Annotated in this window: 16 protein-coding genes and 1 pseudogene; 13 read left to right on the top strand and 4 right to left on the bottom strand. The window is 64.5% G+C overall.

The features are described 5' to 3' along the window. Positions 1-102 precede the first annotated feature (102 nt). Positions 103-1,923, top strand: a complete 1,821-nt coding sequence (typA, locus tag IX761_RS10480; protein ID WP_194789520.1) for a translational GTPase TypA — start codon at positions 103-105, stop codon at positions 1,921-1,923. Between the two features lie 198 nt (positions 1,924-2,121). Here the strand turns inward: typA and IX761_RS10475 are convergent, their stop codons facing one another. Then, on the bottom strand, positions 2,122-2,526 hold the full coding sequence (locus tag IX761_RS10475; RefSeq protein WP_016712459.1) for a YkgJ family cysteine cluster protein: 405 nt from the start codon (positions 2,524-2,526) through the stop codon (positions 2,122-2,124). 185 nt (positions 2,527-2,711) lie between these two features. On the opposite strand from IX761_RS10475, the gene IX761_RS10470 reads away from it, so the two are divergent. The 3 genes from IX761_RS10470 (at position 2,712) to IX761_RS10460 (ending at position 7,037) form a co-directional block, all read left to right on the top strand. Next, positions 2,712-5,177 (top strand): glycogen/starch/alpha-glucan phosphorylase, encoded by a 2,466-nt coding sequence (locus IX761_RS10470; protein WP_194789519.1) that lies wholly within the window; start codon positions 2,712-2,714, stop codon positions 5,175-5,177. Between the two features lie 249 nt (positions 5,178-5,426). Beyond that, the gene (locus tag IX761_RS10465; RefSeq protein WP_194789518.1) at positions 5,427-6,437 is read left to right on the top strand and encodes a class 1 fructose-bisphosphatase; all 1,011 of its coding nucleotides are present in this window, start codon (positions 5,427-5,429) and stop codon (positions 6,435-6,437) included. Positions 6,438-6,440: 3 nt separating this feature from the next. Beyond that, entirely contained in the window at positions 6,441-7,037 is a 597-nt protein-coding gene (locus IX761_RS10460) for a DUF924 family protein (RefSeq protein ID WP_194789517.1), read from the top strand. A 117-nt stretch (positions 7,038-7,154) separates the two neighbouring features. Here IX761_RS10460 and IX761_RS27565 read toward each other — a convergent pair whose 3' ends face one another. Both IX761_RS27565 and IX761_RS27560 read right to left on the bottom strand, forming a co-directional pair. Next, complete coding sequence (locus IX761_RS27565) at positions 7,155-7,880, bottom strand: methyl-accepting chemotaxis protein (protein ID WP_416366771.1); 726 nt, start codon at positions 7,878-7,880, stop codon at positions 7,155-7,157. A gap of 129 nt (positions 7,881-8,009) precedes the next feature. Beyond that, a pseudogene (locus IX761_RS27560) lies at positions 8,010-9,047 on the bottom strand (cache domain-containing protein); the annotation flags it as partial. A gap of 226 nt (positions 9,048-9,273) precedes the next feature. Between IX761_RS27560 and bamE the strand changes: the two are divergent. Beyond that, positions 9,274-9,528: an outer membrane protein assembly factor BamE domain-containing protein gene (gene bamE / locus IX761_RS10450; RefSeq protein ID WP_011536093.1), complete on the top strand. Its 255-nt coding sequence runs from the start codon at positions 9,274-9,276 to the stop codon at positions 9,526-9,528. Further along, complete coding sequence (locus IX761_RS10445) at positions 9,525-10,097, top strand: lipocalin family protein (RefSeq protein ID WP_194789515.1); 573 nt, start codon at positions 9,525-9,527, stop codon at positions 10,095-10,097. The genes bamE and IX761_RS10445 overlap by 4 nt, the downstream gene beginning before the upstream one ends. A gap of 144 nt (positions 10,098-10,241) precedes the next feature. Here IX761_RS10445 and IX761_RS10440 read toward each other — a convergent pair whose 3' ends face one another. Beyond that, positions 10,242-11,606 carry a formimidoylglutamate deiminase gene (locus IX761_RS10440; RefSeq protein WP_194789514.1) on the bottom strand — a complete coding sequence of 455 codons (1,365 nt, stop codon included), beginning with the start codon at positions 11,604-11,606 and terminating at the stop codon, positions 10,242-10,244. Between the two features lie 145 nt (positions 11,607-11,751). On the opposite strand from IX761_RS10440, the gene hutC reads away from it, so the two are divergent. The 7 genes from hutC to hutG all read left to right on the top strand — a co-directional run bounded on the left by hutC (position 11,752) and on the right by hutG (position 20,174). Continuing rightward, positions 11,752-12,462, top strand: coding sequence for a histidine utilization repressor (hutC, locus tag IX761_RS10435; RefSeq protein ID WP_194789742.1), 711 nt, complete (start codon positions 11,752-11,754; stop codon positions 12,460-12,462). Next, the gene (locus IX761_RS10430) at positions 12,459-13,031 is read left to right on the top strand and encodes a HutD family protein (RefSeq protein ID WP_194789513.1); all 573 of its coding nucleotides are present in this window, start codon (positions 12,459-12,461) and stop codon (positions 13,029-13,031) included. The genes hutC and IX761_RS10430 overlap by 4 nt, the downstream gene beginning before the upstream one ends. Before the next feature lie 256 nt (positions 13,032-13,287). Next, complete coding sequence (gene hutU, locus IX761_RS10425; RefSeq protein ID WP_194789512.1) at positions 13,288-14,961, top strand: urocanate hydratase; 1,674 nt, start codon at positions 13,288-13,290, stop codon at positions 14,959-14,961. 85 nt (positions 14,962-15,046) lie between these two features. Further along, the gene (gene hutH / locus IX761_RS10420; RefSeq protein ID WP_194789511.1) at positions 15,047-16,579 is read left to right on the top strand and encodes a histidine ammonia-lyase; all 1,533 of its coding nucleotides are present in this window, start codon (positions 15,047-15,049) and stop codon (positions 16,577-16,579) included. Between the two features lie 141 nt (positions 16,580-16,720). Beyond that, positions 16,721-18,124, top strand: a complete 1,404-nt coding sequence (locus tag IX761_RS10415; RefSeq protein WP_194789510.1) for an amino acid permease — start codon at positions 16,721-16,723, stop codon at positions 18,122-18,124. Between the two features lie 18 nt (positions 18,125-18,142). Beyond that, positions 18,143-19,348 carry an imidazolonepropionase gene (gene hutI, locus IX761_RS10410; protein WP_194789509.1) on the top strand — a complete coding sequence of 402 codons (1,206 nt, stop codon included), beginning with the start codon at positions 18,143-18,145 and terminating at the stop codon, positions 19,346-19,348. Between the two features lie 10 nt (positions 19,349-19,358). Next, complete coding sequence (gene hutG / locus IX761_RS10405; RefSeq protein WP_194789741.1) at positions 19,359-20,174, top strand: N-formylglutamate deformylase; 816 nt, start codon at positions 19,359-19,361, stop codon at positions 20,172-20,174. Positions 20,175-20,491: the final 317 nt, after the last annotated feature.

Raw genomic sequence — 20,491 nt, 5'->3', positions numbered from 1 at the left:
ATCCGCCATCGCCCTCCCGACCATCGGGCCCGCTGAGCCTCAAACCGTACATATTCGCCGCCTACACTGGCGGCAACCGAATCCTCTGATCGAGATACAGTTGTGATCGAAAATCTGCGTAACATCGCCATCATCGCCCACGTTGACCATGGTAAAACCACCCTGGTCGACAAACTCCTGCGCCAGTCCGGCACCCTGGAGCGTAACGAGCTCAACGACGAGCGCGTCATGGACTCCAACGACCAGGAAAAAGAGCGCGGCATTACCATCCTGGCGAAAAACACCGCCATCAACTGGAACGGCTACCACATCAACATCGTCGACACCCCCGGCCACGCCGACTTCGGTGGCGAGGTCGAGCGTGTAATGTCGATGGTCGACTCCGTGCTGCTGCTGGTCGACGCGCAAGACGGCCCGATGCCGCAAACCCGCTTCGTGACCAAGAAAGCCTTCGAAGCTGGCCTCAAGCCAATCGTCGTGATCAACAAGGTCGACCGTCCGGGCGCGCGTCCTGACTGGGTGCTGGACCAGATCTTCGACCTGTTCGACAACCTCGGTGCCACCGACGAACAGCTGGACTTCAAAGTCGTCTACGCCTCGGCCCTGAACGGCATCGCCGGCCTGGACCACACCGCCATGGGCGAAGACATGACTGCCCTGTACCAGTCGATCGTCGACAACGTACCGGCGCCGGACGTTGACCGTGACGGTTCGTTCCAGATGCAGATCTCGGCACTGGACTACAACAGCTTCCTGGGTGTTATCGGTGTTGGCCGCATCGCCCGTGGTCGCATCAAGCCGAACACCCCGGTTGTTGCCATCGATGTCGACGGCAAGAAGCGTAACGGCCGTATCCTCAAGCTGATGGGCCACCACGGCCTGCACCGCGTCGACGTCGAAGAAGCCCAGGCTGGCGACATCGTCTGCATCAGCGGTTTCGACGAGCTGTTCATCTCCGACACCCTGTGCGCCCCGGACGCGGTAGAAGCGATGAAGCCGCTGACCGTCGACGAGCCGACCGTTTCGATGACCTTCCAGGTCAACGATTCGCCGTTCTGCGGCAAGGAAGGCAAGTTCGTCACCAGCCGCAACATCAAGGACCGTCTGGACAAAGAGCTGCTGTACAACGTTGCCCTGCGCGTTCAGGAAACCGACTCCCCAGACAAGTTCAAGGTCTCGGGCCGTGGTGAGCTGCACCTGTCGGTACTGATCGAAACCATGCGTCGTGAAGGCTTCGAGATGGCCGTTGGCCGTCCTGAAGTGATCATTCGCGAAGTCGACGGCGTCAAGCAAGAGCCGTTCGAGAACGTCACCATCGACATCCCTGAAGAATCCCAGGGCAAGGTCATGGAAGAGATGGGCCTGCGTAAAGGCGACCTGACCAACATGGTCCCGGATGGCAAGGGCCGTGTTCGCCTGGAGTACAACATCCCGGCCCGTGGTCTGATCGGTTTCCGTAACCAGTTCCTGACCCTGACCAACGGTGCAGGCATCCTGACCTCGATCTTCGATCGCTACGACACCATGAAGTCCGGCCAGATGTCCGGCCGCCTGAACGGTGTTCTGGTTTCGGTCGAGACCGGCAAGGCACTGACCTACTCGCTGGAAACCCTGCAGGCGCGCGGCAAGCTGTTCGTCGAGCACGGCCAGGAGATCTACAACGGTCAGATCATCGGCCTGAACAGCCGCGACAACGACCTGGGCGTGAACCCGACCAAAGGCAAGAAGCTCGACAACATGCGTGCTTCGGGCAAGGACGAAGTCATCGCCCTGGTGCCGCCGGTTCGCCACACCCTGGAACAGGCCCTGGAGTTCATCCAGGACGACGAGCTGTGCGAAGTCACGCCGAAGTCGATCCGTCTGCGCAAGAAGATCCTGGACGAAGGCGAGCGTACCCGCGCTGCCAAGAAAGCCAAGAACTGAGTTAGTTCAGGCGCAATGAAAACGCCCCCGGTCGAAAGGCCGGGGGCGTTTTTGTTTGCCTTCAAAAAACTGGGGCCGCTTTGCGCCCCTTTCGCGGCACAAGGCCGCTCCTACAAGGGAACGCGATCTCCTGTAGGAGCGGCCTTGTGCCGCGAAAGGGCTGCAAAGCAGCCCCAATCTCTCAAATGTAAAGCCGCCTCAGCGCCCGACCACCTTGGGCTTGTACGCACAGTACCCTGGCCGCGGCCCGACCTTGGGGTGGTTGCGGCAGGTGTCCGGGCGCTTGTCGTAGATGGTGCACAGCCGGCTCTTGCGGTCCAGGTACATGCAGTCATCGTTGCTCATCCGGGTCAGGGTGAAGATCCCCGACTTCTGGTTGAAGCGCTCGATGATGCCCTCCTTCTGCAGGCGCTTGGCCACGTTCTTCGGCGGTTCGTCTTTTTCGAACTCATCCACCACGCCAATGCGGATCAGATCCTTGATCTTCACCTCCACCGGCAAGGTGCAGCAGGTCGAGTGGCAGCCACCGCACATATGGCTGGCATAGCGCTGCCAAGTCTCCAGGCGGTCGACTTCGGCGGCGGCGATCAGGGTCGTTTTCATTTTTTGGGGGGCGAATCACGGTCTTGGGGCGCGCGATCATACCGGAGTTGTTCAAATTGTGAACAACCTTTTGCCTGATTTACCGGCGCTGCATGAAAACCGCGAACGGTCGCTGTCGCTCCGTGTCAGACCGTCTAGGCTGAACACTCTCCCTACGCTTTAGCCTACTTGCCCGAGGATGTCGCATGTCCCAGGAAAACAAGGCCCGTGAGGCCAAAGCTCATGACAAAGAGGTGGCCGAGTTTCGCGCCGCCGTGCTGGCCAAGCTGACCTACGCGGTCGGCAAGGACCCGGAACACGCCTTCGACCACGACTGGTTCGAGGCCATCGCCCTGGCGGCGCGCGATCATATGGTCGACCACTGGATGGACCACACCCGGCGTGCCTACCGGCGCAGCCAGAAGCGCGTCTATTACCTCTCCCTCGAATTCCTCATCGGCCGGCTGCTGTATGACAGCCTGAGCAACCTCGGCTACCTGGAGATCGCCCGCGAAGCCCTGCAAGGGCTGGACGTGGACCTGGAACGCATTCGCCTGCTCGAGCCCGACGCAGCGCTGGGCAATGGTGGCCTGGGGCGCCTGGCGGCGTGCTTCATGGAGAGCATGTCGACGCTGGGGATCGCCGCCCATGGCTATGGCATCCGCTATGAGCATGGGTTGTTCCGCCAGGCGGTGGTCGATGGTTGGCAGCAGGAACAAACCGAAAACTGGCTGGATTTCGGCAACCCGTGGGAGTTCGAGCGCGCCGAGGTGATCTACCCGATCAGCTTCGGTGGCAGCGTCGAGACCGTGCACGAGGGCAGCGGCCAGCAGCGCCAGGTGTGGTGGCCGGGCGAGACGGTGCGGGCGGTGGCCTACGACACGCCGGTGGTCGGCTGGCGTGGTTCCAGCGTCAACACCCTGCGCCTGTGGCGAGCCCGGGCCCTGGAGGAGCTGCACTTGGAACGCTTCAATGCCGGTGACCACCTGGGGGCCGTGGCGGAGGTGGCGCGGGCGGAGAGCATTTCGCGCGTGCTCTACCCGGCCGACAGCACCGAGGCCGGTCAGGAGCTGCGGCTGCGCCAGGAGTACTTCTTCGTTTCCGCCTCCCTGCAAGACCTGCTGCGCCGTCACCTGAACATGCACGACAGCCTGCTCAACCTGCCGGATGCCGCCGCCATCCAGCTCAACGACACCCACCCGTCGATTGCCGTGGCCGAGCTGATGCGCCTGCTGGTGGACCAGCACGAGATCCCCTGGGACACCGCCTGGCAGCTGACCGTCGGCACCCTGGCCTACACCAACCACACGCTGCTGCCGGAGGCCCTGGAAACCTGGCCGGTGGCGTTGATGGAGCGCATGCTGCCGCGGCACATGCAGATCATCTACCTGATCAACGCCTATCACATCGACGCCCTGCGGGCCAAAGGCCTGCACGACTTCGACGTGCTGCGCGCGGTGTCGTTGATCGAAGAGGACAATGGCCGCCGCGTGCGCATGGGCAACCTGGCATTCCTCGGCTCGCACAGCGTCAATGGCGTATCGGCGCTGCACAGCAAGCTGATGAAAAGCACCGTGTTCGCCGAGCTGCACAAGCTCTACCCGCAGCGGATCAACAACAAGACCAACGGCATCACCTTCCGCCGCTGGCTGTACCAGGCCAACCCGCCGCTCACGGCGATGCTGATCGAGGCCCTGGGCCCGGAAGTGCTGGACGACCCGGAAGGCAAGCTCAAGGCCCTGGCGCCCTTCGCCGACAAGGCCGATTTTCGCCAGCAGTTCGCCGCCCAGCGCCTGCACAGCAAGCGCGCCCTGGCCGGCATCATCCAGGATCGGCTGGGGGTGACGGTCAACCCCGAGGCGCTGTTCGACGTGCAGGTCAAGCGCATCCACGAATACAAGCGCCAACTGCTCAACCTGCTGCACACCGTGGCGCTGTACCAGGCCATGCGCCACGACCCCGGCACCGACTGGGTGCCCCGGGTGAAGATCTTCGCCGGCAAGGCGGCAGCCAGCTACCACCAGGCCAAGCTGATCATCAAGCTGGCCAATGACATCGCCCGGGTGGTCAACAACGACCCCACCGTGCGTGGCTTGCTCAAGGTGGTGTTCCTGCCCAACTACAACGTCAGCCTGGCCGAGAGCATCATCCCGGCGGCAGACCTGTCCGAGCAGATCTCCACGGCCGGGTACGAGGCGTCGGGTACCAGCAACATGAAGTTCGGGCTCAATGGCGCGCTGACCATCGGCACGCTGGACGGTGCCAATGTCGAGATGTGTGAACAGGTCGGCGCCGAGAACATGTTCATCTTCGGGCTGACTGCCCAGCAGGTGGAGGCGCGCAAGCGCAGCGGCGACTTTGGCGCCAGCGCGGCAATTGCCGCTTCGCACCGGTTGGGCGATGTATTGCAGGCGATCCGCAGTGGGGTGTTTTCACCGGATGATCCGTCGCGCTACACCGGGCTGGTGGATGGGCTGATCGCCTATGACCGTTTCCTGGTGTGCGCCGATTTCGACGCCTACTGGGATGCCCAGCGCAGGGTCGAGGAGCTGTGGCATGCGCCGCAGGACTGGTGGCGCATGGCGGTGCTCAATACCGCGCGGATGGGCTGGTTCTCATCGGACCGGACCATTCGCGAATATGCCACCGAGATCTGGAAGGCGTTGGATTGATTTCATTGGGGCCGCTGCGCGGCCCTTCGCGGGCAAGCCCGCTCCCACAGGTACTTCGCCGCCCTTGGTGGCAGCGCTATACCTGTGGGAGCGGGCTTGCCCGCGAAGGGCTGTGCAGCAGACCCTACCGACCATCGGCAAGGTCCATGCTGAACTCAAGCCCGCCCAGCGAGTCTCTTTGCTCGCTAGCGTTGCACTCTCCCTGTAAACTGCGGGGGTTTTCTACCCCTTTCCCTTTCGGAGCCATACATGTCCCGCGTTACCCTGAGTCGCTATCTGATTGAGCAGACCCGCAGCAACAACACCCCTGCCGATCTGCGCTTCCTGATCGAAGTGGTGGCGCGTGCGTGCAAGGAAATCAGCCACCACGTCTCCAAAGGCGCGCTGGGTGGTGTCCTGGGCAGCATGGGCACCGAAAACGTACAGGGCGAAGTGCAGAAGAAGCTCGACGTCATCTCCAACGACATCCTGCTCGAAGCCAACGAGTGGGGCGGCCACCTGGCCGGCATGGCCTCCGAAGAGATGGACAACGCCTACCAGATTCCGGGCAAATACCCCAAAGGTGCTTACCTGCTGGTGTTCGACCCGCTGGACGGCTCGTCGAACATCGACGTCAACGTCTCGGTCGGTACCATCTTCTCGGTGCTGCGTTGCCCTAACGAGTACCTGAGCCAGAACGAAACCCTCAACGAAAACGCTTTCCTCCAGCCAGGCACCCAGCAGGTCGCCGCCGGTTACGCCATCTATGGCCCGCAGACCATGCTGATCCTCACCCTGGGCAACGGCGTCAAGGGCTTCACCCTGGACCGCGAACTGGGCAGCTTCGTGCTCACCCACGAGAACATCCGCGTGCCGGAAAGCACCGCCGAGTTTGCCATCAACATGTCCAACCAGCGCCACTGGGAAGCCCCGATTCAGCGTTACGTGGGCGAGCTGCTGGCCGGTGAGACCGGCCCGCTGAAGAAGAACTACAACATGCGCTGGATCGCCTCGATGGTCGCCGATGTGCACCGCATCCTGACCCGTGGCGGCCTGTTCATGTACCCACGCGACGGCCGCGACCCAAGCAAGCCGGGCAAACTGCGCCTGATGTACGAAGCCAACCCGATGTCGTTCATCATCGAACAGGCCGGCGGCGTGTCCACCGATGGTTACCAGCGCATCCTCGACATCAAGCCTGAAGGCCTGCACCAGCGCGTGTCGGTCATTCTGGGCTCGAAGGAAGAGGTCGAGCGCGTCACCGCGTACCACAAGGAGTAAACCATGCTCGCACCTTGGCAGCCGTTGCTGGAATGGTGGTTCGGTTGGGGCACCAGTGCCCAGGCCGTGGCTGACGAGAAGAGCACGCTGTGGTTCGGCAAGCACCATGATGCCGACGCCCAGGCGCTGTTCGGCGACCTGTGCGAGCAGGCCCTGGCGGGCGGGCTCGACGAATGGCAGCAGAGCCCGCAAGGCTGGCTTGGTTTGCTGCTGTTGCTCGACCAGCTGCCACGCATGATTCACCGCGACACGCCGCGCGCCTTCGACGGCGACCGGCGGGCGCAGGTGGTGGCCATGCAGGGTTTGCAGAAGGGCTGGGACTACCAGCTGTTGCCGATCCAGCGGGTGTTCGTACTGCTGGTGCTGGAGCACGCCGAAGTGCTGGACTGGCAGAACCTGTGCGTGGAGCGCTACCAGCTGTTGCTGGGTGAGCAGCCGGAGGCGAACCGCCGGCTGTTCGAAGGGTTCCTCGATTATGCCGAACAGCACCAGCGGGTGATTGCCCGCTTCGGGCGCTTCCCGCACCGCAACCTGGTGCTGGAGCGGCCGAGTACCAGCGAAGAGATGGACTTTTTGCTGGAGCCTGGGTCCAGGTTCTGAATCGCTGGGCCTGCTGCGCAGGCCTTTCGCGGCACAAGGCCGCTCCTACAGGAGATCGCGTCCCTCTGTAGGAGCGGCCTTGTGCCGCGAAAGGGCCGCAAAGCGGCCCCAGCTATTTCAGATCCTGAAGCTCCCCACCAGATGCTTCAACCGCTCCACCTGGCGTTCCAGGTCGGTGCAGGCACGCAAGGTGCTCTGCAGGTTGTGCACCCCTTCCTGATTCAGCGTATTGATCTCGGTGATGTCGACATTGATCGACTCGACCACGGCCGTCTGCTCTTCGGTGGCGGTGGCCACCGACTGGTTCATGCCGTCGATCTCGCCAATACGCTGGGTCACGCTGCCCAGGCGCTCGCCGGCCTGGTTGGCGATACCCACGCTGCGGTCGCTGTGGTGCTGGCTCTGGTTCATGGTGCTCACGGCCATCTGCGCGCCGGCCTGCAACTCTTCGATCAGGCGCTGCACCTGCTGCGCCGAATCCTGGGTGCGGTGCGCCAGGTTGCGCACCTCGTCGGCCACCACTGCGAAACCACGCCCGGCCTCGCCGGCACGGGCTGCTTCGATGGCAGCGTTGAGCGCCAGCAGGTTAGTCTGCTGGGAGATGCCGCTGATCACATCGAGGATCTGGCCGATGTTCACCGTGTGGTTGTTCAGCGTCTCGATGTTGCCGCTGGCGTCGCTGATGCGCGCCGACAGTTGGTTCATCACCTCGATGGTCTCGCCGACCACCTGCTGGCCTTCCTCGGCCAGGCCGCGCGCGGCACTGGAGTGCTGCGAGGCCAGGGCGGCGTTCTGGGCGATCTCCTGGGCGGCGGCGCCGAGCTGGTTGATCGCCGCGGCCACGCTGCTGGTGCGGCTGGACTGCTGGTCGGCGTTATGGATCGAAGCGTTGGAGGCGCTGACCACCTGGCCGGCCACGCTGTTGACCTGGCCGGTGGCCGAGGCCACTTCGCGGATCGATTCGTGGATGCGCTCGACGAAGCGGTTGAACGACTGCGCCAGGCTGCCGAATTCGTCCTGGGCGTGAATCTTCAGGCGGCGGGTCAGGTCGCCTTCACCCTCGGCGATGTCATGCATGGCGCGGCCCATCACGTGCAGAGGCTCCATCAGCACGCGGATCAGCAGGCCGAGCAGGGCGATGATCACCACCACCGCGATCAGGGTTGCCACCACCGCCGACGTGCGCAGCTCGCCGAGCATGGCGAAGGCCGCATCCTGGTCCAGCACCAGTGCCACGTACCAGTCCGCCGAAGGCACGCCGTCGACATGGGTGAAGCTGATGAACTGCTTGCGGCCTTCGACCTCGACCTCTTTCAGGCCGCTGCCGATGCGCGGGGTGTTGTCGGGATAGACGTCGGCAAGGGACTTGAGCGCCAGCTCGCCCTTGGGGTGGATGAGGATCTTGCCTTCGCCGTTGACGATGAAGGCATGGCCGCGGCCGTCGAAGTCCAGGGCGTTGATCAGCTTGCTGATGGTCTGCAGGTCGGTGTCGACGCCGCTCACGCCGATCATTCGGCCGGCCTGGTTCACCGGGGTGGCCAGGGTGATCACCAGCTTGCCGGCCGAGGCCGAGATGTACGGCTCGGTGACGATGGTCTGGCCAGCGGCGCTGGCCGCCTTGTACCAGCCGCGCACGCGTGGGTCGTAGTCGGCGGCGCGACTGCCCACCGGCACCGACTGCATGCTGCCGTCCTGGCCACCGAAGTAGGTGAGCATGAAGTTGTTGCCGTAGACCGGCAGTGCCAGGCTGCGGGCCAGGCTGGCCTTGCTCGGGCCGTCGACGACGATCTGCTGGGCCAGCGAGTCGAGCAGCTGGATGCGGCTGTCCAGCCAGTTGCGAATGTTACCGGCGGTGAGATTGCCCAGGTCCTGCAGCGTGGCCTCCGTGTCACTGCGCAGGGACTGGCGTTGTCGGTAATCGTTGAACAGCACGAAACAGGTGAAGGCGACGGCCACCACGAGGGCGGCGGCCAGCAGGATCTTGTGGCTGAACTTGAGGTTTCTGGTCATTTTTCTAGAAGTCTGCGCACGGGCACGGAGGAGGGCAGGTGCGGCAAAAGGCCACACCGTCGGATCTGTTTCGACAGTTCGGGGGAAAACATGAATCGTTTGCGCGCCAGCCGACCAATGGCCTATGACAAAAGCCACATGGCCAGGGAACCGAGCAGCCTTTTTCCCTTCTAAGCTCCCTGCAGGTTCCTCGCACCTGTGTATCCACCTCCAGGAGTGTCCCTTCATGTCGTTGCGTTCCCTCGCCCTGTTGTCCTTGTGCGTCGTCCTGACCGCGTGCAGCAAGATCAACCAGGAAAACTATTCCAAGCTCAAGGCCGGCATGAACAAGGCCGAGGTCGAGCAACTGCTGGGTACGCCCAAGGAGTGCTCTGGTGCGCTGGGCATGAGCAGTTGCACCTGGGGGGACGAGAAGAGCTTCATCAGCGTGCAGTACGCGGCGGACAAGGTGTTGATGTATTCCGGGCAGGGTCTCAAATGAGGCGTCTGCACCTGCTGCTGGGCGTGTGCCTGGTGATGCTGCTGGGTGGCTGCGCCACCTCGGCCACCGACCCGCTGGCGCCGAAGACCGCAGGTGCGGTCGACCTCAAGCGTTACCAGGGCAAATGGTTCGAGCTGGCTCGCCTGCCCATGAAGTACCAGGACGGCTGCGCCCAAAGCGAGGCGCACTACAACCTCAAGCCCGATGGCACGGTGGGCGTGCTCAACCGCTGCCGCACGATGGGTGACGAGTGGTTGCGCGCCGAAGGCCATGCCACGCCGCAGCAGGATGGGCACACCGACAAGCTGTGGGTGGAGTTCGACAACTGGTTCACCCGCCTGGTGCCGGGGGTGGCCAAGGGTGACTACTGGATCCTGTTCGTCGATGAGCGCTACCACAGTGCAATTGTCGGCAGCCCGGACCGCAAGTACCTGTGGATCCTGTCGCGCACGCCGACGCTACCGGCGTGGCAGCGCGAGAACCTGTTGGCCAAGGCGCGCCAGCAGGGGTATGACACCAGCCGGTTGATCTGGCGCACGGCGGACAAAGAGATCGTCGCCCGGCATTGATCCGGAACACGGTCCCTGTAGGAGCGGCCTTGTGTCGCGAAAGGGGTGCGAAGCGCCCCCAGCATTCTGTGATCAAAGCAGCAATTGCCGGGGCCGCCTTGCGGCCCTTTCGCGACACAAGGCCGCTCCTACAGGATTTGGGTTCTAGCTGAGCAGCTCCTGCAGCACCTTGGTAAACGCCCGCGCACTCTCTTCTTCCTGCCCATGCCGCCCCTGGCGCACCACCCACTGCCCATTGACCATCACATCGCGCACCTGGCGATCGCCACCGGCGAACAACCAGCGGTTGAGGATGGCATCGCCGTCAGCCACGGCCAGGTACGGGTCCTGCCCATCCAGCACCAGCCAGTCCGCGCGCTTGCCCACGGCCAGTTCGCCGATCGGTTGCCCCAGCGCCTGGGCACCGCCCACCAGCGCGGCGTCGTACAAGGTGCGCCCGACCATCGGCTGATCGGCGCGATACAGACGGTTGCGGCGCTGGTCGCGCAGGCGCTGGCCGTATTCCAGCCAACGCAGCTCCTCGACCACGCTCAGCGACACATGGCTGTCCGAGCCAATCCCCATGCGCCCGCCCTGGGCCAGGAAATCCACTGCCGGGAAGATGCCGTCGCCCAGGTTGGCCTCGGTGGTCAGGCACAGGCCGGCCACCGCGCCGCTGCGGGCCATGGCGGTGACCTCGTCGGGTTCGGCATGGGTGGCATGCACCAGGCACCAGCGCGAATCGACTTCGGTGTGTTCATAGAGCCATTGCAAGGGGCGCAGGCCGCTCCAGGCCAGGCAGTCGTCGACTTCTTTCTGCTGCTCGGCGATGTGGATATGGATCGGGCAGTGTTTGTCGCTGGCGCCCAGAACCTCGGCGATCTGCCCCGGCGTGACCGCGCGCAGTGAGTGGAAGCACAGCCCCAGCTGTTGCGCTGGTTGCGCGGCCAGCACGGGTGCAAGCTGCTGTTGCAGCGCCAGGTATTGTTCGGTGGTGTTGATGAAGCGCCGTTGCCCCTCGTTGGGCGCTTGCCCGCCAAAGCCTGAGTGGCTGTAGAGCACCGGCAGCAGGGTCAAACCAATGCCGCTGGCGGCGGCGGCGGCGCTGATGCGCCGCGACAGCTCGGCCGGGTCGGCATAGCGCTGGCCGTTCTGGTCATGGTGCACGTAATGGAACTCGGCCACCGAGGTGTAGCCGGCCTTGAGCATCTCGATGTACAGCTGGCGGGCGATGACCTGCAGTTGATCGGGGGTGATCTTGCCGACCAGGCGGTACATCAGGTCGCGCCAGGTCCAGAAGCTGTCATTGGGGTTGCCCGCCACTTCCGCCAACCCCGCCATGGCCCGCTGGAACGCGTGCGAGTGCAGGTTGGGCATGCCCGGCAGCAGCGGCCCGGCCAGGCGCTCGGCACCCTCGGCGCTGGCATTGGCCTCGATCGACGTCAGCCGGCCATCGGCGGCGACTTCGAGGCGGACATGGCGGGCCCAGCCCGTGGGCAGCAAGGCGCGTTCGGCGAAATAGGCGGGCATCGGTGAAATCCTGTTATTGTTTAACTTGTATATACATATACAGCCGTTTGCCTGCCGGGTAAACTCCGGCAAGCTACCGTTCACTCCAACCGTACAAGGATTCCACGCCGTGCCGACACCTCCTGTCTCCGCGCTGGTTGCCCAGATGGGCGAAGGGCCGGCGCCGCTTTATGCCCGGGTCAAGCAGATGATTGCCCAGCAGATCGAAAACGGCAGCTGGCCGCCGCATCACCGGGTACCGTCGGAGAGCGAGCTGGTCAGCGAGCTGGGCTTCAGCCGCATGACCATCAACCGCGCCCTGCGCGAGCTGACCGCCGAAGGCTTGTTGGTGCGCATGCAGGGGGTCGGCACCTTCGTCGCCGAACCCAAGACCCGCTCGGCGTTGTTCGAGGTCAACAACATCGCCGATGAAATCGCCAGCCGTGGCCACCAGCACAGCTGCCAGGTGATCAAGCTCGCCGAAGAGGCCGCCGGCTCCGAGCGTGCCCTGGCGCTGGACATGCGTGAGGGCCAGCGGGTGTTCCATTCGCTGATCGTGCACTACGAGAACGGCGTGCCGGTGCAGATCGAAGACCGCTACGTCAACGCCGCCATCGCCCCCGAGTACCTCAAGCAGGACTTCACCCGGCAGACGCCCTACGCCTACCTGTCGCAGGTGGCGCCGCTCACCGAAGGCGAGCACGTGGTCGAGGCCATTCTTGCCGAGCCTGACGAGTGCCAGCTGTTGCAGATCGAGCGCGGCGAGCCGTGCCTGCTGATCCGCCGCCGCACCTGGTCGGGCCGCCAGCCGGTGACCGCCGCGCGCCTGATCCACCCCGGTTCCCGTCATCGCCTGGAAGGACGATTCAGTAAATGAGTGCGTTGCAGCTGTTGCGTGCGCAGGATTACCCGCGCATGCCCTGGAAGAACGGTGGCGGTTTCACCGAAGAGATCACCCGCGATGCCGGCGACGGCCTGGACGGTTTCGGCTGGCGCCTGTCGATTGCCGATATCGAGGAATCCGGCGGCTTTTCCACCTTTGCCGGTTATCAGCGGATCATCACCGTGCTGCAGGGTGACGGCATGCGCCTGCTGGTGGACGGCCAGGCCAGTCGGCCATTGCTGCCGTTCGATGCCTTCGCCTTCAGCGGCGAGAGCCAGGTCAGATGCAAGCTGCTGGGTGGGGCGATTCGCGACTTCAACCTGATCTATGCACCGCAGCGGTATCGCGCGCGGTTGCAGTGGTTCGATGGCAGCAGCCGGCTGTTCAGCTCGGCGTCGACGGTGTTGTTGTTTGCGGCGAGCAATCATGTGGAGGTCGGGCTGTCGGGGCAGAAGACCCAGCAGCTGGGCCGGTATGACTGCTTGCGGCTGGAAGGCAACGAAGGGTTGCTGGCGCTGGATGTGCAGGGGCGGTTCTGCCTGATCGAGCTGATGCCGCGCTGAATTCGAGTTCTGTGAGTGGGGGCTGCTTCGCAGCCCTTTCGCGACACAAGGCCGCTCCTACAGGGGTATGCGATTCCCTGTAGGAGCGGCCTTGTGTCGCGAAAGGGTCGCGCAGCGGCCCCTTTGGTTTTACGAAATCTTCCGAGGAGTGGTCTGATTAATTTGGTTGTCCATGCTTGTACATACAAGTAAAGATGTGTTTGTATAGCACCACGACACAAACACACGCCGTCGCATGACCGCAGAGGACATCCCCGTGACCGACAACAACAAATACCGTGACGTAGAAATCCGTGCTCCACGTGGCAACACGCTGACCGCCAAGAGCTGGCTGACCGAAGCGCCGCTGCGCATGCTGATGAACAACCTCGACCCGCAGGTCGCCGAGAACCCGAAAGAACTGGTGGTGTACGGCGGTATCGGCCGTGCCGCGCGCAACTGGGAGTGCTACGACAAGATCGTCGAGACCCTGACCCGCCTGGAAGACGACGAAACCCTGCTGGTGCAGTCGGGCAAGCCGGTCGGCGTGTTCAAGACCCACAGCAACGCCCCGCGCGTGCTGATCGCCAACTCCAACCTGGTACCCCACTGGGCCAACTGGGAACACTTCAACGAACTGGATGCCAAGGGCCTGGCGATGTACGGCCAGATGACCGCCGGCAGCTGGATCTACATCGGCAGCCAGGGCATCGTCCAGGGCACCTACGAAACCTTCGTCGAAGCCGGCCGCCAACACTACAACGGCAGCCTGAAAGGCAAGTGGGTACTCACTGCCGGCCTGGGCGGCATGGGCGGTGCCCAGCCACTGGCCGCAACGCTTGCCGGCGCCTGCTCGCTGAACATCGAGTGCCAGCAGAGCCGCATCGATTTCCGCCTTGAGACCCGCTACGTCGACGAACAGGCCACCGACCTCGACGACGCCCTGGCCCGCATCGCCAAGTACACCGCCGAAGGTAAGGCCATCTCCATCGCCCTGCACGGCAACGCCGCCGAAATCCTGCCAGAGTTGGTCAAGCGTGGCGTGCGCCCGGACATGGTCACCGACCAGACCAGCGCCCACGACCCGCTCAACGGCTACCTGCCGGCCGGCTGGACCTGGGAAGAGTACCGCGATCGTGCGGTGACCGACCCGGCGGGCGTGGTCAAGGCCGCCAAGCAGTCGATGGCCGTGCACGTGCAAGCCATGCTCGACTTCCAGAAGCAGGGCATCCCGACCTTCGACTACGGCAACAACATCCGCCAGATGGCCAAGGAAGAAGGCGTGGCCAACGCCTTCGACTTCCCAGGCTTCGTCCCGGCCTATATCCGCCCGCTGTTCTGCCGCGGTGTCGGCCCGTTCCGCTGGGCTGCGCTGTCCGGTGACGCCGAAGACATCTACAAGACCGACGCCAAGGTCAAGGAACTGATCCCCGACGACGCCCACCTGCACCGCTGGCTGGACATGGCCCGCGAGCGCATCAGCTTCCAGGGCCTGCCGGCACGTATCTGCTGGGTTGGCCTGGGCCTGCGCGCCAAGCTGGGCCTGGCGTTCAACGAAATGGTCCGCAGCGGCGAGCTGTCGGCGCCGGTCGTCATCGGCCGCGACCACCTGGACTCCGGTTCGGTGTCCAGCCCCAACCGTGAAACCGAAGCCATGCGCGACGGCTCTGATGCGGTCTCCGACTGGCCGCTGCTCAACGCCCTGCTCAACACCGCGGGCGGCGCCACCTGGGTGTCGCTGCACCACGGTGGCGGCGTGGGCATGGGCTTCTCCCAGCACTCGGGCATGGTCATCGTCTGCGACGGTACCGACGAGGCGGCCGAGCGTATCGCCCGCGTACTGACCAACGACCCAGGCACCGGCGTGATGCGCCACGCCGACGCTGGCTACCAGATCGCCATCGACTGCGCCAAGGAGCAGGGCCTGGACCTGCCGATGATCACTGGCTGATCGCCACGCTATGGATCGCACCCCACAAGGGTGATACTGAACAACAAGAAGGGGGCCAAGGCCCCCATGCGATTGGAGTAGCAAAGTGACCGAACTGACCCTCAAGCCCGGCACCCTGACCCTGGCCCAGCTGCGTGCGATCCATGCCGCGCCCGTGCGCCTGCAACTGGATGCCAGTGCCGCGCCCGCCATCGACGCCAGCGTCGCCTGCGTCGAGCAGATCATCGCCGAAGACCGCACCGCCTACGGCATCAACACCGGTTTCGGCCTGCTGGCCTCGACCCGTATCGCCAGCCACGACCTGGAAAACCTGCAGCGCTCGCTGGTGCTGTCCCACGCCGCCGGTATCGGCGCGCCGCTGGACGACGCCCTGGTGCGCCTGATCATGGTGCTGAAGATCAACAGCCTCAGCCGTGGCTTCTCCGGCATTCGCCGCAAAGTCATCGACGCGCTGATCGGCCTGGTCAACGCCGAGGTCTACCCACACATCCCGCTCAAGGGTTCGGTCGGCGCTTCCGGCGACCTGGCCCCGCTGGCGCACATGTCGCTGGTGCTGCTGGGCGAAGGCAAGGCCCGTTACAAGGGCCAGTGGCTGCCCGCTACCGAAGCCCTGGCTGTTGCCGGCCTGGAGCCGCTGACCCTGGCCGCGAAAGAGGGCCTGGCCCTGCTCAACGGCACCCAGGCCTCCACCGCCTACGCCCTGCGTGGCCTGTTCCAGGCCGAAGACCTGTACGCTGCGGCCATCGCCTGTGGTGGCCTGAGCGTGGAAGCCGCGCTGGGTTCGCGCTCGCCGTTCGACGCCCGTATCCATGAAGTACGCGGCCAGCGTGGCCAGATCGACACCGCCGCGTGCTTCCGCGACCTGCTGGGCGATTCCAGCGAAGTGTCGCTGTCGCACAAGAACTGCGACAAGGTCCAGGACCCGTACTCGCTGCGTTGCCAACCCCAGGTCATGGGCGCCTGCCTGACCCAGATCCGCCAGGCCGCCGAGGTGCTGGGCATCGAAGCCAACGCCGTGTCGGACAACCCGCTGGTGTTTGCCGCCGAAGGCGACGTGATTTCCGGTGGCAACTTCCACGCAGAGCCGGTGGCCATGGCCGCCGACAACCTGGCCCTGGCCATCGCCGAGATCGGCTCGCTGAGCGAGCGCCGCATCTCGCTGATGATGGACAAGCACATGTCCCAGCTGCCGCCGTTCCTGGTGGAGAACGGTGGGGTCAACTCCGGCTTCATGATCGCCCAGGTCACTGCTGCCGCGCTGGCCAGCGAGAACAAGGCGCTGTCGCACCCGCACAGCGTCGACAGCCTGCCAACCTCGGCCAACCAGGAAGACCACGTGTCGATGGCCCCGGCTGCCGGCAAGCGCTTGTGGGAAATGGCCGAGAACACCCGCGGCGTGCTGGCCATCGAATGGCTGGGTGCCTGCCAGGGCCTGGACCTGCGCAAGGGGCTGAAGACCTCCGCCAAGCTTGAGCAGGCGCGCCAGGCGCTGCGTCGCGAAGTGCCGCACTATGACCGCGATCGCTTCTTCTCGCCGGATATCGAGGCCGCCTCCGCGCTGCTGGCCCAAGGGACCTTGACCGGCCTGCTGCCGGCCGGCGTCCTGCCAAGTCTGTAATGCCCTCAGGGGCCGCTTTGCGGCCCATCGCCGGCAAGCCGGCTCCCACAACCGCTTATGTGGGAGCCGGCTTGCCGGCGATTGGGCTGCGCAGCAGACCCCATCCAGGCATCACGACCAGAACAACAATAAGGACGTGACATGCAACAAGCTCAAGGTCTCACCCGCGGGCTATCGGCCCGGCATATCCGTTTCATGGCGCTCGGTTCGGCAATCGGTACCGGGCTGTTCTACGGTTCGGCCTCGGCCATCCAGATGGCCGGCCCGGCCGTGCTGCTGGCCTACCTGATCGGTGGCGCCGCGGTATTCATGGTGATGCGCGCCCTCGGCGAGATGGCCGTGCACAACCCGGTGTCCGGCTCCTTCGGCCACTACGCCACCACCTACCTCGGCCCTATGGCCGGCTTCATCCTCGGTTGGACCTACGCCTTCGAGATGGTCATCGTCGCCATCGCCGACGTGACCGCCTTCGGGATCTACATGGGCTTCTGGTTCCCCGAAGTGGCCCGTTGGATCTGGGTGCTGGGCATCGTGTTCCTGATCGGTGGCCTGAACCTGTGCAACGTCAAAGTATTCGGCGAGATGGAGTTCTGGCTGTCGCTGCTCAAGGTCGGCGCCATCGTGGCGATGATCCTCGCAGGCCTGGGCATCATGGCCTTCGGTTTCAGCCAGGTCGGCAGCGGCCAAGCTGTCGGTGTCAGCAACCTGTTCGAGCATGGCGGCTTCATGCCCAATGGCGTCAGTGGCCTGATCGCCTCGTTCGCCGTGGTGATGTTCGCCTTCGGCGGCATCGAGATCATCGGCGTTACCGCCGGTGAAGCGAAAGACCCGCACCGCGTGATTCCCAAGGCGATCAACGCCGTGCCGCTGCGCATCCTGCTGTTCTACGTGCTGACCCTGTTCGTACTGATGTGCCTGTACCCCTGGCCGCAGATCGGCAGCCAAGGCAGCCCGTTCGTGCAGATCTTCAGCAACCTGGGGATTGGCTCGGCGGCGGCAGTGCTCAACGTCGTGGTGATTTCGGCCGCCATTTCGGCGATCAACAGCGACATCTTCGGCGCAGGCCGCATGATGTACGGCCTGTCCCAGCACGGCCAGGCGCCACGTGGCTTCGGCAAGCTGTCCAGGCACGGCGTGCCGTGGATGACCGTGGTGGTGATGGGCGCGGCGCTGCTGGTTGGTGTGCTGCTCAACTACCTGATCCCGGAAAACGTGTTCCTGCTGATCGCCTCGATCGCCACCTTCGCCACTGTGTGGGTGTGGCTGATGATCCTGGTCACCCAGGTGGCCATGCGTCGCAGCATGAGCCGCGAGCAGGTCGCTCAGCTCAAGTTCCCCGTGCCGTTCTGGCCCTATGGCCCGGCCATGGCCATTGCCTTCATGCTGTTCATCTTTGGTGTGCTGGGTTACTTCCCGGATACCCAGGCGGCATTGATCGTAGGTGTCATCTGGGTGGTGTTCCTGGTCGCGTCCTACCTGCTGTGGTGCAAGCCGCGCGCGGGCAATGGCGAGCCGGCCCGTGAGCCCGCCGAGCTGCACCGCTGAAACCTTAAGGAGACCCTGATGAGAACCCTCTGGCAGCACTGCCACGCGGCGACCATGAGCCAAGGCCGCTACTCGGTCATCGAGGACGCGGCCATCGTCACCAGCGCCGGGCTGATCGAGTGGATCGGCCCCCGCGACGACGTGCCGCCGGTGGCGGCCGACCGTATCGTCGACCTGGGCGGTGCCTGGGTCACCCCTGGCCTGATCGACTGCCACACCCACGCGGTGTTCGGCGGTAACCGCAGCGGTGAGTTCGAGCAGCGCCTGCAGGGCGTGAGCTACGCCGAGATCGCCGCCCAGGGTGGCGGCATCGCCAGCACCGTGCGGGCTACCCGCGCGGCCAGCGAGGATGAACTGTTCGCCAGTGCCCATCAGCGGGTCCAGGCACTGATGCGCGATGGCGTCACCACGTTGGAGATCAAGTCAGGCTACGGCCTGGACCTGGCCAGCGAGCGCAAGATGCTGCGCGTGGCCCGGCGCCTGGGCGAGGCGCTGCCGCTGACCGTGCGCAGCACCTGCCTGGCAGCCCATGCATTGCCGCCGGAGTACGCGGGGAGGGCGGACGACTATATCGCCCATATCTGCGACGAGATGCTCCCGGCGCTGGCCGCCGAGGGTTTGGTGGATGCGGTGGATGCCTTCTGCGAACACCTGGCGTTTTCCCCGGCCCAGGTCGAGCGGGTATTCATCAAGGCGCGCGAGCTGGGGTTGCCGGTCAAGCTGCATGCCGAGCAGCTGTCGTCGCTGCACGGTTCGAGCCTGGCGGCGCGCTACCAGGCACTGTCGGCCGACCACCTGGAGTTCATGACCGAAGAGGACGCCATCGCCATGGCCGAAGCCGGCACCGTCGCCGTGCTGCTGCCGGGGGCGTTCTACTTCCTGCGCGAAACCCAGCTGCCGCCGATGGATGCCCTGCGCCGCCATGGGGTGAAGATGGCCCTGGCCAGCGACCTCAACCCCGGTACTTCGCCGGGCCTGTCGCTGCGCCTGATGCTGAACATGGGCTGCACCTGTTTCCGCATGACCCCGGAAGAAGCGCTGGCCGGCGTCACCGTGCATGCCGCGACAGCGTTGGGCCTGGGTGACAGCCACGGCTCTCTGGAGGTGGGCAAGGTGGCCGACTTCGTCGCCTGGCAGATCGAACGCCCGGCTGACCTCAGCTACTGGCTCGGCGGCGACCTGCCCAAGCGCGTGGTGCGCCTGGGCCATGAAATTTCCAACTGAGCGAGGCGACATGGACAAGGTATTGAGTTTCCACCAGGGCCGCCTGCCGTTGTTGATCAGCATGCCCCATGCCGGGCTTGGCTTGACCGACGCCGTGCGTGATGGCCTGGTCGACGCGGCGCGCAGCCTGCCTGACACCGATTGGCATATTCCGCAGTTGTACGACTTTGCTCGTGAGCTGGGGGCCAGCGTGGTGGCGGCGGAGTACTCGCGGTTTGTCATCGACCTGAACCGGCCGGATGACGACACGCCGCTGTATGCCGGGGCGACCACCGGGTTGTATCCGGCGACGCTGTTCGAGGGGGAGCCGTTGTTCAAGGAAGGCAAGGCGCCCAGCCCTGAGCAGCGGGCCGTGTACCTTGAGCAGATCTGGCGGCCGTACCACGACACGATTCGTCGCGAGCTGGCGCGGATGCGTGAGGAGTTTGGCTATGCGTTGCTGTGGGATGCGCACTCGATTCGGTCGGTAATACCGCATCTGTTTGATGGAAAGTTGCCGGATTTCAACCTGGGTACCTTCAATGGCGCCAGTTGCGATCCGGTACTGGCTGAGCGGTTGCAGGGTGTTTGCGCCGAGTTCCCGGCATACAGCCATGTGCTCAATGGGCGCTTCAAGGGTGGGCATATCACCCGTCATTACGGCGATCCGGCCAACCATGTCCATGCGGTGCAACTGGAGCTGGGGCAGTGCACCTATATGAATGAGGTGGAGCCGTTCGGCTATCGCGAGGACCTGGCGCGGCCGGCGCAGGTGGTGTTGCGGCGGTTGCTGGAGACGGTGCTGGCTTGGGGTGAAGAGCGGTACCGGGGTGGTTGGCGAGGGTAGGGCGCTCCACCGCGTCAAGGCTGACAGGTGTTCGCCGCGACCCTTTCGGCGCCTATGAAATCGAGCGCCGCCCGCGCGGCGCATCGCTGGCAAGCCAGCTCCCACATTTGTTTCGGGCCAATTATGTCTGTGAGGGTACCGCTGCCCGCCTTGGTGCATGTCTCAAGCCTTGTGAGAGGCCGGCAACGCCCACTTCGATACTGCGTCATGCCAACAAGGCGGACAGTGGAGATAGGCCAGGAGTAACTGGCCCGAAACAAATGTGGGAGCTGGCTTGCCAGCGATGCGCCGCGCGGGCGGCGCTCGATCTTGAGGGC

This window comes from Pseudomonas sp. UFMG81 (assembly GCF_015354575.1).
GTDB lineage: Bacteria > Pseudomonadota > Gammaproteobacteria > Pseudomonadales > Pseudomonadaceae > Aquipseudomonas.
Note: the sequence above shows the minus strand (reverse complement) of the source record. Positions and strands in the feature narration are given on the sequence as shown.

Coding starts and splice junctions, on each gene's coding strand:
- IX761_RS10475 (WP_016712459.1), bottom strand. CDS start 2,526: ATGAAAACGACCCTGATCGCCGCCGCCGAAGTCGACCGCCTGGAGACT.
- IX761_RS10470 (WP_194789519.1), top strand. CDS start 2,712: ATGTCCCAGGAAAACAAGGCCCGTGAGGCCAAAGCTCATGACAAAGAG.
- IX761_RS10465 (WP_194789518.1), top strand. CDS start 5,427: ATGTCCCGCGTTACCCTGAGTCGCTATCTGATTGAGCAGACCCGCAGC.
- IX761_RS10460 (WP_194789517.1), top strand. CDS start 6,441: ATGCTCGCACCTTGGCAGCCGTTGCTGGAATGGTGGTTCGGTTGGGGC.
- bamE (WP_011536093.1), top strand. CDS start 9,274: ATGTCGTTGCGTTCCCTCGCCCTGTTGTCCTTGTGCGTCGTCCTGACC.
- IX761_RS10445 (WP_194789515.1), top strand. CDS start 9,525: ATGAGGCGTCTGCACCTGCTGCTGGGCGTGTGCCTGGTGATGCTGCTG.
- IX761_RS10440 (WP_194789514.1), bottom strand. CDS start 11,606: ATGCCCGCCTATTTCGCCGAACGCGCCTTGCTGCCCACGGGCTGGGCC.
- hutC (WP_194789742.1), top strand. CDS start 11,752: ATGGGCGAAGGGCCGGCGCCGCTTTATGCCCGGGTCAAGCAGATGATT.
- IX761_RS10430 (WP_194789513.1), top strand. CDS start 12,459: ATGAGTGCGTTGCAGCTGTTGCGTGCGCAGGATTACCCGCGCATGCCC.
- IX761_RS10415 (WP_194789510.1), top strand. CDS start 16,721: ATGCAACAAGCTCAAGGTCTCACCCGCGGGCTATCGGCCCGGCATATC.
- hutI (WP_194789509.1), top strand. CDS start 18,143: ATGAGAACCCTCTGGCAGCACTGCCACGCGGCGACCATGAGCCAAGGC.
- hutG (WP_194789741.1), top strand. CDS start 19,359: ATGGACAAGGTATTGAGTTTCCACCAGGGCCGCCTGCCGTTGTTGATC.